Annotated in this window: 11 protein-coding genes; 4 read left to right on the top strand and 7 right to left on the bottom strand. The window is 62.2% G+C overall.

The genetic code is table 11. The features are described from left to right. Positions 1–169: 169 nt before the first annotated feature. The 7 genes from EFD56_RS25045 to EFD56_RS25015 form a co-directional block, all read right to left on the bottom strand. The gene (locus EFD56_RS25045) at positions 170–781 is read right to left on the bottom strand and encodes a riboflavin synthase (RefSeq protein ID WP_126906578.1); all 612 of its coding nucleotides are present in this window, start codon (positions 779–781) and stop codon (positions 170–172) included. Next, a complete protein-coding gene (ribD, locus tag EFD56_RS25040) occupies positions 781–2,184 on the bottom strand; it encodes a bifunctional diaminohydroxyphosphoribosylaminopyrimidine deaminase/5-amino-6-(5-phosphoribosylamino)uracil reductase RibD (protein ID WP_126906577.1) in 1,404 nt (467 codons plus the stop codon). Before ribD ends, EFD56_RS25045 begins: the two co-directional genes overlap by 1 nt. A 3-nt stretch (positions 2,185–2,187) precedes the next feature. Then, on the bottom strand, positions 2,188–2,664 hold the full coding sequence (gene nrdR / locus EFD56_RS25035) for a transcriptional regulator NrdR (protein WP_003547190.1): 477 nt from the start codon (positions 2,662–2,664) through the stop codon (positions 2,188–2,190). 9 nt (positions 2,665–2,673) lie between these two features. Next, positions 2,674–3,972, bottom strand: a complete 1,299-nt coding sequence (gene glyA / locus EFD56_RS25030; protein WP_012483354.1) for a serine hydroxymethyltransferase — start codon at positions 3,970–3,972, stop codon at positions 2,674–2,676. Positions 3,973–4,188: 216 nt separating this feature from the next. After that, positions 4,189–5,493: a L,D-transpeptidase family protein gene (locus tag EFD56_RS25025; RefSeq protein WP_004673821.1), complete on the bottom strand. Its 1,305-nt coding sequence runs from the start codon at positions 5,491–5,493 to the stop codon at positions 4,189–4,191. Positions 5,494–5,928: 435 nt separating this feature from the next. Further along, the gene (gene ldtR / locus EFD56_RS25020; RefSeq protein WP_004673822.1) at positions 5,929–6,444 is read right to left on the bottom strand and encodes a transcriptional regulator LdtR; all 516 of its coding nucleotides are present in this window, start codon (positions 6,442–6,444) and stop codon (positions 5,929–5,931) included. 129 nt (positions 6,445–6,573) lie between these two features. Further along, complete coding sequence (locus EFD56_RS25015) at positions 6,574–7,011, bottom strand: DUF6163 family protein (protein WP_064811669.1); 438 nt, start codon at positions 7,009–7,011, stop codon at positions 6,574–6,576. A 130-nt stretch (positions 7,012–7,141) separates the two neighbouring features. On the opposite strand from EFD56_RS25015, the gene hemB reads away from it, so the two are divergent. The 4 genes from hemB (at position 7,142) to EFD56_RS24995 (ending at position 10,540) form a co-directional block, all read left to right on the top strand. After that, positions 7,142–8,155 carry a porphobilinogen synthase gene (gene hemB, locus EFD56_RS25010; RefSeq protein WP_007626318.1) on the top strand — a complete coding sequence of 338 codons (1,014 nt, stop codon included), beginning with the start codon at positions 7,142–7,144 and terminating at the stop codon, positions 8,153–8,155. A gap of 74 nt (positions 8,156–8,229) precedes the next feature. Next, positions 8,230–8,688, top strand: coding sequence for an RDD family protein (locus EFD56_RS25005; RefSeq protein WP_126906576.1), 459 nt, complete (start codon positions 8,230–8,232; stop codon positions 8,686–8,688). Positions 8,689–8,880: 192 nt separating this feature from the next. Further along, complete coding sequence (locus tag EFD56_RS25000) at positions 8,881–9,657, top strand: arginyltransferase (protein ID WP_004673826.1); 777 nt, start codon at positions 8,881–8,883, stop codon at positions 9,655–9,657. Between the two features lies 1 nt (position 9,658). Then, on the top strand, positions 9,659–10,540 hold the full coding sequence (locus EFD56_RS24995; RefSeq protein ID WP_004673827.1) for a DMT family transporter: 882 nt from the start codon (positions 9,659–9,661) through the stop codon (positions 10,538–10,540). Positions 10,541–10,582: the final 42 nt, after the last annotated feature.

The following is a 10,582-nucleotide window of genomic DNA, read 5'->3' as shown; positions in this document are numbered from 1 at the left end:
CCGCTTCCGTCGCTTCGCTCCGCCGCGCCCGCCCAGGCCGATGAGGCACCAAGCAGCGCACACGACAGAATGAAAACTGTCAGGTATCATCCCGGTCCAAAGTGTCGACCATCAACCCGGTCGTTCAATTGGCTCGAACCGGACAGCAGAAACCCTACAGGTTTTCGATTCAGGCGCTCGGGAACTCCGCCAGCCGGGCAGCGTACCGCGCCATGGTGTCGACTTCGAAATTGACGAAATCGCCGGCCTTGCGGTCGCCCCAAGTGGTGACCTCAAGCGTGTGGCGAATGAGCAGGACGTCGAAATCCGTACCGTCGACCGCGTTGACGGTGAGCGAGGTGCCGTCGAGCGCGATTGATCCCTTGGGAGCGACGAATTTCGCCAGATGTTCGGGGGCGCGCAGACGGTAACGGGTGGCGTCGCCCTCCGATGTCACCGAGAGGATTTCCGCCTTGCCGTCGACATGGCCGGAAACGATGTGGCCTCCGAGTTCGTCGCCGATCTTCAGCGACCGTTCGAGATTGATGCGGCTGCCCTGCTGCCAGGTACCGATCGTCGTCAGCCGCAGCGCTTCCTCCCAGGCCTCGACCTCGAACCAGCGGCCATTGTTGCCTTCATCAGGCAGACCGGTCACGGTGAGGCAGATGCCGGAATGCGATATCGAGGCGCCCATGTCGATAGTCGAGGGATCATAGGCGGTTGCGACCCGCAGCCGGATGCCTTCCTTCAAGGGGGAAACGGATTCGACCGTGCCGACATCGGTGACTATTCCGGTAAACATCAAAGTCCTCTTTCGTATTCATCCAGGCGATCGACGCCGAACATCTGCGTGCCCATATGGGTAAAACCGGATGGTATGTCGGTTGCATCGAGCGGGGATTCAATACCGCCTTCGCCGATGACGACAGGCGCGTGGTAAAGCTGGATGCGATCGACAAGGCCGGCTTCGAGGAAAAGCCGCGCCGTCTTGGCGCCGCCCTCGACCAGAAGCGAGGAAATGCCGCGTGTTGCCAAGGCCGGCAGCAGGACTTCCGGGTGATAGGGATTGCAGTAGACGATCTCGACACCGGCGGCTTCGAGAACGGCGCGGCGGGAGTCCAGGTCGGCGGCGTCGGTGGGTGATGTACCCCCCTCTGCCCTGCCGGGCGTTCGGAGCTCCAATCGATTCACTGGATCGATCGGTCCGGCTTCGCCGGCCCGCGCCTCACCCCCCACAAGGAGGGAGATTGGCTGGGGGATAGCTGCCTGCCCTACATCCTCGGTTGCCGGTGATGACGAGTCAGCTTGGGAATTCTGATCGTGCTCCTTGTCGATCTCCCCCCTTGTGGGGGGTCCGAAGGACGGGTCGAGACCCGTGGCTCGACCCCGGTAGTCCGGCAGGACAGAGGGGGGTATCCCCTCCGCATCCGCCGCTAGGGGCGACACGTTCTCGCTCGCAACCAAGATCACCGGCACGTCGCGCGCCGTCGCGACCAGCTTGCTCGTCAGCGGCAACGCCAAAGACGGATCGAGCACGATACGGATCGGCGACTGCGCTTCGAGACCTGGCGTGCGCACCGTCAGCAGCGGATCGTCCGATATCGCGGTGCCGATGCCTACCAGGATCGCATCGGTTTCGGCGCGCAGCGTCTGCACCTCGGCGCGGGCCTCCGGGCCGGTTATCGCCACCTGGCCCTCCCCCGCGCGACCGATCATGCCATCGGCGGAAACGGCAAGCTTGAGAGTCACATAGGGCCGGTTCTTCGTCTGGCGGGTGAGATAGCCAGCCAGCGAACGCCGGCCCTCGGCCTCCAGCACGCCTGCATCCACCTCTATTCCGGCGTCGCGCAACATGGTGATGCCGCGGCCCGAAACCCGCGGATCGGGATCGGTGACGCTGATGACGACGCGGGCGACACCATAGGCGATCAGCGCCTCGGCGCAGGGCGGCGTCTTGCCGTGATGCGAGCAGGGTTCGAGTGTGACATAGGCGGTGGCGCCGCGAGCACGCGCGCCGGCTTCCGCAAGCGCCTGCGGCTCGGCATGCGGGCGGCCGCCGACGGCGGTGACCGCTTGGCCGACGATGACACCATCCCTGACGATCAGGCAGCCGACGGAAGGGTTGGTGGCGGTGCGGCCGAGATGCCGGCGCGACAGGCGGATCGCCGCCGCCATGAAACCTTCGTCATCCGGCGTGACGCTCATGGCTCATCTGTCCAGTGGGTCGCGGGCGATCTTGGCGTTGATTTCGGAAATGACCTTCTCGAAATCCTCGGCAAGCGAGAAATCCCGATAAACCGAGGCGTAGCGCACGAAGCCGACATCGTCGAGGCTCTTCATGGCTTCCAGCACTTGCAGGCCGATCTGCTCGGAGGAGATTTCGGTCTCGCCGGAGCTTTCCAGCCGGCGGACGATGCCGGAAACGGCACGCTCGATGCGGTCACGCTCGACGGGACGTTTGCGCAGCGCCACTTCGAAGGAGCGCACCAGCTTGTCGCGATCGAAGGGCACCTTGCGGCCAGTCTTCTTGATGACCATCAGCTCGCGCAGTTGCACACGCTCGAAAGTCGTGAAGCGGCCGCCGCAATCCGGACAGATACGCCGCCGGCGGATGGACGTATTGTCCTCCGCCGGACGCGAATCCTTGACCTGGGTATCTTCCGAACCGCAATAGGGGCAGCGCATCGCTACTCCTTACCCCATGTAGTCATACATTGGGAAGCGGTCCGTGAGGTTGACCACCTTGCCGCGCACGGCGGCTTCGACAGCGGCGTTGCCTTCATCGGAGTTGGCGACCTTCAGGCCGTCGAGAACCTCGACGATCAGGTTGCCGATCTCGCGGAATTCGGCTTCCTTGAAGCCGCGCGTCGTACCGGCCGGCGCGCCGAGGCGCACGCCCGAGGTGACGAAGGGCTTTTCCGGATCGAAGGGAATGCCGTTCTTGTTGCAGGTGACGTAGGCGCGGCCAAGCGCTGCCTCGGCGCGCTTGCCGGTGGCGTTCTTCTTGCGCAGGTCGACGAGCATCAGGTGGTTGTCGGTGCCGCCGGAAACGACATCGAGGCCGCCTGCGATCAGCGTTTCGGCAAGCGCCCGGGCGTTCTTGACGATCTGGGCGGCGTATTCCTTGAATTCCGGCTGCAGCGCTTCGCCGAAGGCGACAGCCTTGGCGGCGATGATGTGCATCAGCGGACCACCCTGCAGGCCGGGAAAGACGGCCGAATTGAACTTCTTGGCCAGATCCTCTTCATTGGTGAGGATGACACCGCCGCGCGGGCCGCGCAGCGACTTGTGGGTCGTCGTCGTCGCGACGTGGCAATGCGGGAACGGCGACGGATGCTGGCCACCGGCGACGAGGCCGGCGATGTGGGCCATGTCGACCATCAGATAGGCGCCGACCGAGTCGGCGATCTCGCGGAAACGCTTCCAGTCCCAGATACGGGAATAGGCGGTGCCGCCGGCAATGATCAGCTTCGGCCTGTGCTGTTCGGCCTTGCGGGCGACGTCATCCATGTCGAGCAGGTTGTCGCCTTCGCGCACGCCGTAGGAGACGACGTTGAACCACTTGCCGGACATGTTGACCGGCGAACCGTGCGTGAGGTGACCGCCCGAATTGAGGTCGAGACCCATGAAGGTATCGCCCGGCTGCAGCAGCGCCAGGAACACGGCCTGGTTCATCTGCGAGCCGGAATTCGGCTGCACGTTGGCGAAATTGACGCCGAACAGCTTCTTGGCGCGCTCGATCGCCAGTTCCTCGGCGATATCGACGAACTGGCAGCCGCCGTAATAGCGCTTGCCCGGGTAGCCCTCGGCATATTTGTTGGTCATGATGGAGCCCTGGGCTTCCAGCACGGCGCGGGAGACGATGTTCTCGGAAGCGATCAGTTCGATCTCGTGCCGTTGGCGACCGAGTTCCTTTCCGATCGCGCCGAAAATCTCGGGATCGACGTCCGCAAGCGAGCGATTGAAGAAGGATTCGGTGGAAGCATTGGTCATGGGCGGGCTCCTCAACTGGAATGCGCGAAGGTATTATCCTTCCCCTGTGGCAAGGGCAATACGAAGAACGACATTTGCTGAGCAAAGCGCGCGCTCCAGTCATTTTGCGACAGCGCGGCGCCGATGAATGATGGCGACGGGATGGAGCGCCCCCGCGGACATAAAAAAACCGCGCCGGGAGGGCGCGGTTCGAGGGTGCGATGCAGAGGCCGCCGCTTATTGCACCGGCTGTTCCATGCCAGCCGTGGTATCGAGCGCCAATTCGGCATTGCCGTCCATCTGATAGATGTCGTCGCGGAACTGTACGATGCCGTCGGGCATGCCCCAGGCGGAGATGTAGACGAAATAGACCGGGACTTCGGTGGCGAGCTTGATCGGCGTGTTGACGCCGGTTGCAATCACCTGCTCCATCTGCTGGCGGCTCCAGCCGGGGGTCTCGCGCAACAGCCAGTTCGTCAGGTCGCGCACGTTCTGGACGCGGACGCAGCCAGAGGATTCGAAGCGCATCAGCTTGTTGAACAGGCCTTGCTGCGGCGTGTCGTGCATATACTCGCCGTTCTTGTTGTAGAAGTTGATCTTGGTCGAGGCCATGGCGTTGATCTTGCCGGGGTCCTGGCGGAACTGCAGGTTCGGCGCTTCGCCGTTCCAGTCGACGGTTTCGGGGGCGACTTCGTTGCCCTTGCCGTCGATCAGGCGGATGGCGTTCTTTTCGAGATAAGTCGGATCCTTGCGCATCAGCGGCATGATGTCCTTCTCGACGATCGAGCGCGGCGCGGTCCAATAAGGGTTGAGGATGACCTCGTAGATCTTCGAATTGACGAGATGCGTCGGGCGGCTCAAGCGGCCGACGACCGCAGTGTGACGGGTCGCGACGCTGCCGTCTTCAACAGCCTCGACGTAGGCGGCCGGAATATTGACCATCACGTGGCGGCGACCGAGATCTTCCGGGAAGGTCTGGAGGCGGACAAGGTTGGTGTTCAGCTGCTGCAGACGGACGTCGGCGGGAATGTTCATCGCCTTCAGCGTGAATTCGCCGAGGACGCCATCGGACGGCAGGCCGTGACGCGCCTGGAAGCGCTTGACGGCGCCGTCGACATAGGAATCGAAGGCGCTCGACATGCCGGCTTCGCGCGGCAGGTCGCCGGTGATCGCCAGACGCTGGCGCAGCGCCTGGACGGCGGGGTGGCTGACGCCGAGTTGCAGGCGCTGGTCGCCGGGATTGACTTCAGGCCAGCCGCCGGCGGCGGCGATCTGCTGGTACTGCATGATCGCCTGCTGGGCGCTCGCGACCGACTGGGGGCCAAGGATCGGGGTGTTGGAAACGACGGCGCTTGCCGTGCGCGAAGCCGCCTTGGCGTCGAACTGGTCGTCCCAGTTGCCGCGGCGCGGCGCGTTCAGGAGCCCGTCGAGCGCCGATTGCGCGAATGCAGGTCCGGCAGCAAGCGCGCCGGCGCCAACCGTTGCCGCCGACGCCAGGAAAGCGCGGCGCGAAAGAGCTTCAATTCCGTTTTTCTTCGACATAGTCCCAACCACTGAATGCCGCGATAAAGGAAAGCCGCGGCCCTTTGCGATATCACTGCGCCGTAGCGCAGATCCCTATCCATTGTTCTGCCGGCGGATCGGGAAATTCCCCCTGTCCCATCACAGAAGCGCGATGCAACAGCCCGAACATTCCCGATCGGTTCAAGTGCCGGTTGTTAAACCTTCCGCTGCCACACCAATATGGCCAATTCGTGTTGTCGAGCCGGACGACTGACGACCGCTGGCGCGAACACGACGCAACGAACCATATGACGGGCTAAACCGTGCCGGTTAATAACGGCTAAAAAACGGCTTGAATACAGGCGATAACGCTTGCCTGCCCTGCGTTGCAAAGATGCCACGTGCGCAAACGGGAAAACCGGACGCGCAGGGACACGTCCGGTTTTCTGCAACCCTGAAAGGAGGTCAGGGATTTTAGAGACGATACATGATCGAGTCGTTCCAGAAGCGGTCGAGGCGCTGGAGCAGCTTGTTCATCTGGGTGAACTCGTCGGTGCCGATGCCGCCGACCTTGTCGATCGAGGCGATGTGGCGTTCGTAGAGCTTGGCGACAGTCTCGGCGATGTCCTGGCCGGTTTCGGTCAGGCTGATGCGGACCGAGCGGCGGTCGATGCGCGAGCGCTGGTGGTTGATGAAGCCGAGATCGACCAGCTTCTTGACGTTGTAGGAAACGTTGGAGCCGAGATAGTAGCCGCGGGAGCGCAGCTCGCCGGCGGTCAGCTCGGAATTGCCGATATTGAAAAGGAGCAGCGCCTGGATGGCGTTGACATCGCTGCGGCCCTGACGGTCGAACTCGTCCTTGATGACGTCGAGAAGACGACGGTGAAGACGTTCAACAAGATGAAGGGATTCCATGTAAAGATCACGGATGCCCTGATCCTGCTGGTCACGGAAGTTGGATACCGCCTGCGGCTTGATTTTCGTGTTCATATTGACTGCCTCACTGTTTGATTGGCGGTGTCGTTTTCTTCCCGCCTTGAGTGAGACCCTATCGAATACATATAAAATTCGACTTAAACCGCAGGCTTAACGGAGCCTTACTGGAAACCCCACGTTGTCTCAGGGTAAATCAACGCTTACCTGGCGGCGGTGCCGGCGCTTTTCCAGCCACAGCAGCAGGCGGAAAATGCAGTAGACGGCGGCGACCATGAGATGCAGCAGGATAATCAGCTTGTTGGGGCCGAAAATATCCGGCAGCAGGCCATACATCAGGATCTGGCCGCCGGCCGCCAGCACCCAGATGACCGGCCCCCAGGAGACGGTGAGCCACAGACCGAGGGAGGCGACGGGGAAGAGCACGGCAAGGCTGGTGCTCGCCACCTTCCACGGCAGGCTCAAAAGATCGAAGCGGCCGGCTCCGACCAGCGAATAGCCGACGAGCATCGCCCAATATTGCAGGCCGAACCAGAAGCAGGATACGGCGACCAGCCTCAGAAAGAGAATGAAGAGGAGATCCGCCAGCGTGCGTTTCGGGATCGTCGGGCTATCGGTTTCCATGGCGCAGACATCGGTTCCGGTTGCATCGTCATAAGGGTGTTTTCCGCCGCGGCCAATCGTCCGGTTTGGATTTTCCGGGCGCCATGATAATGAGCGCTCCGATAAATGGAATGGGCCAGGGACAGATATCATGCAGGACAGGACGCATCTCGTCGACGACATCACCGGCCATCGCCGCATGCGGCGCAACCGCAAGGCGGATTGGACACGCCGGCTAGTGCAGGAGAACCGGCTGACCGTCGATGACCTGATCTGGCCGATCTTCATCGTGCCGGGTTCGGGCATCGTCGATCCGATCGCGGCCATGCCCGGCGTCAACCGCATGAGCATCGACAAGGCGGTCGAGGCCGCACGCGAAGCGGCCGGTCTCGGCATTCCGGCGCTCGCCACGTTTCCGAACATCGAAATGGAACTGCGCGACGAGACCGGCTCGAACAGCCTCGAAGCCAATAACCTGATCAATCAGGCGACAGCGGCGATCAAGAAAGCGGTGCCCAATATCGGCGTCATCACCGACGTGGCGCTCGATCCCTTCACCAGCCATGGCCATGACGGAATCCTGAGAGACGGCGAAATCGTCAATGACGAGACCGTCGACCAGGTGGCGCGCGCCGCCGTCATGCAGGCGGATGCCGGCGCCGACATAATCGCGCCGTCGGAAATGATGGACGGGCGGATCGGTGCGATCCGCATGGCGCTCGACGCGGCCGGCCATCAGAGCGTCGGCATCATGAGCTATGCGACGAAATTCGCCTCCGCCTTCTACGGCCCCTATCGCGAAGCGATCTCGACCGGCGGCCTGCTGAAGGGCGACAAGAAGACCTATTATATCGACCCGGCGAACGGCACGGAAGCAATCCGCGACGCCGCCCTCGACGTCGAGGAAGGCGCCGACATGCTGATGGTCAAGCCCGGCCTGCCCTATCTCGATATCTGCTGGCGGATGAAGGAGGCTTTCGGCCTGCCGACCTTCGCCTACCAGGTCTCCGGCGAATATTCGCAGATCAAGGCGGCGGCGATGAACGGCTGGATCGACGGCGAGCGGGCGATGCTGGAAACGCTTCTATCGTTCAAGCGGGCGGGATGCGACGGCATCCTCACCTATTTCGCGGTCGAGGTGGCGAAAATCCTCAGCAAGCGCTGAATCGGATGCGGATGATTGTATTTCGTCTTGCTGACACCATATCAGCGGCATCGCTTTTGCGAGAGGAGATTGAGATGAGCTACAACCCCAACCCGCTTTATGCCGCACCGGAGGACTGGCGCGCCTATAGCGGCGTGTTGAGCCGCCGTGTCCTTGCCTTCATCCTCGACTATCTCATCGTGGCGCTGCTGTGGATACCCGCGGCGATCGTTCTGTTCTTCGTGTCGATCGTCACGCTCGGGCTCGGCTTCCTTCTCTACCCTGCCCTCTTCGTCATCGTCGCCGGGATTTACTTCGGCCTGACCGTCGGCGGACCGAGCCAGGCCTCGCTCGGCATGCGGGCAATGGGGATTGCGATCGTGCGCGCCGATGGACGGCCGATGGATTTCCTGACGGCGATCGTGCATCTGGCGCTGTTCTGGATCCTCAACTCGGTGCTGACGCCGCTCATCCTGCTTGCCGGCCTGTTTATCGAGCGCAGCCGCCTCATCCACGACCTCCTGGTCGGCACGGTGACGGTGCGCACGGCCTGAGACCACGGCTGAGACCTCGCGGCGGAGACGAAAAAAGTCTCCGCCTTCCCTGTGCCCGGGATGACGACGCTCCATATCTAAAATTAGAAGACCGAAATGAAGGGCGGAGACCGCCGCGCTGTTGACGTTTTCTATTCTTAGGTCATGCTGTCAGAAAACGGCACTGTCTCGACAAGGAAATTTCCGCGACAAATGAATACGCAGACGACGCCATCCCCGCAGTTTTATCTGACGGCTCCGGCTGCGTGTCCGTATCTGCCGCATGAGATGGAGCGCAAGGTGTTCACCCATCTGGTCGGCCCGCGGGCCGCCGAGATGAACGACATCTTGACCCAGGGCGGCTTCCGCCGCTCGCAGAACATCGCCTACCGCCCGGCCTGCGAATCCTGCCGCGCCTGCGTTTCCGTGCGAATTCTCGCCCAGGAATTCAAGCCGACGAAATCGATGAAGCGGGTGCTTGCCGCCAATTCCGACATCATCGCCACCGAATTCACCGCACAGCCTTCCAGCGAACAATATTCGCTCTTCCGACGCTATCTCGATTATCGCCACCAGCAGGGCGGCATGTCCGACATGACCGTGCTCGACTACGCGATCATGGTGGAAGACACGCATGTGAATACGCGAATCGTCGAATATCGCCGGCGCGAGGAAGGTTCGGGACTGGAGGAGCGGCCGAAGGGCGAGCTGCTTGCCGCAGCGCTGACCGATACGATGAGCGATGGGCTCTCGATGGTCTATTCCTATTTCAATCCGGGGCTCGACCGGCGCTCGCTCGGCACCTTCATGATTCTTGACCATGTCAGGCGCACGAAAGCGCTGGGACTGCCGCATGTCTATCTCGGCTACTGGGTGCAAGGATCGCGGAAAATGGACTACAAGACGCGCTTCCAGCCGCAGGAACACCTGACCCCGCGCGGCTGGGAGCGTTTCGATCCCTCCTCCATGCGCGAGAGCAATCAAGACTGAAATGTCCCCCACTCTTTCCGACCACCGGAAAGGTCTGCTGCTGACGGCAATCGGCGGGCTGGCGCTTTCCATGGATATCCCGCTCGTCCGGCTCGGCGATGGCGACATCTGGTCGATCCTCGGAGTGCGAAGCGCAGCCACCGTTCTCGCTACGCTCGTGATCCTCGGGGCAATGCGCCTTGCCTCCGGCAAATGGCCGATCCTCATTCCCGGGCGACCCGGCCTGATGACGGGTCTGCTCTACGGCCTTTCGTCGCTGACCTTCGTGCTCGCCGTCTTCAATACGACGACAGCCAATGTCGTCTTTATCGTCGCGTTCAACCCGATGTTCGGAGCGCTTCTTTCCTGGATTTTCCTCAAGGAGAAGCCGCAGGCCGCAACGCTGATCGCCATGCTGTTCATGATCTTCGGCGTCGGACTGATCGTGAGCGAGGGCCTTTCCAGCGGCCATTTCTTTGGCGACGCCATGGCGCTCCTCAGCGCGCTCATTCTTGCCGCAGCCATTACCATCGGTCGTGCCTCCCGCCGGGACATGGGCTTCGTGCCGCTGCTTGCCGCCATCCTGCCGGCCGCGCTCGGGCTCGCGCAAGCTCTGCCTACGGGGCTTTCCATCGTCCATCCCGGCTGGATCCTCCTCAACGGCGCCATCGTAATGCCCGTCGCCTTCTGGTGTCTGGCCACGGGGCCGCGTTATCTCTCCGCACCTGAGGTCGGCATGTTCTACCTGCTCGAAACCGTGCTCGCGCCGATCTGGGTGTGGCTGATCTTTGCGGAAACGCCGGCGACGATGACGCTCCTTGGCGGGGGAATTTTGGTGGCGGCGATTGCCGGGCATTGCTTCTGGATGGTGCGGGGAAGGAGCGTCAGGCCATTGGCGGAATAGACGTTGCCGCCTGTTTGTCCCTCATGTTATAACTGCGTTACC

Source organism: Rhizobium phaseoli, assembly GCF_003985125.1.
In the GTDB taxonomy this organism is placed as follows: Bacteria; Pseudomonadota; Alphaproteobacteria; order Rhizobiales; family Rhizobiaceae; genus Rhizobium; species Rhizobium phaseoli.
Note: the sequence above shows the minus strand (reverse complement) of the source record. Positions and strands in the feature narration are given on the sequence as shown.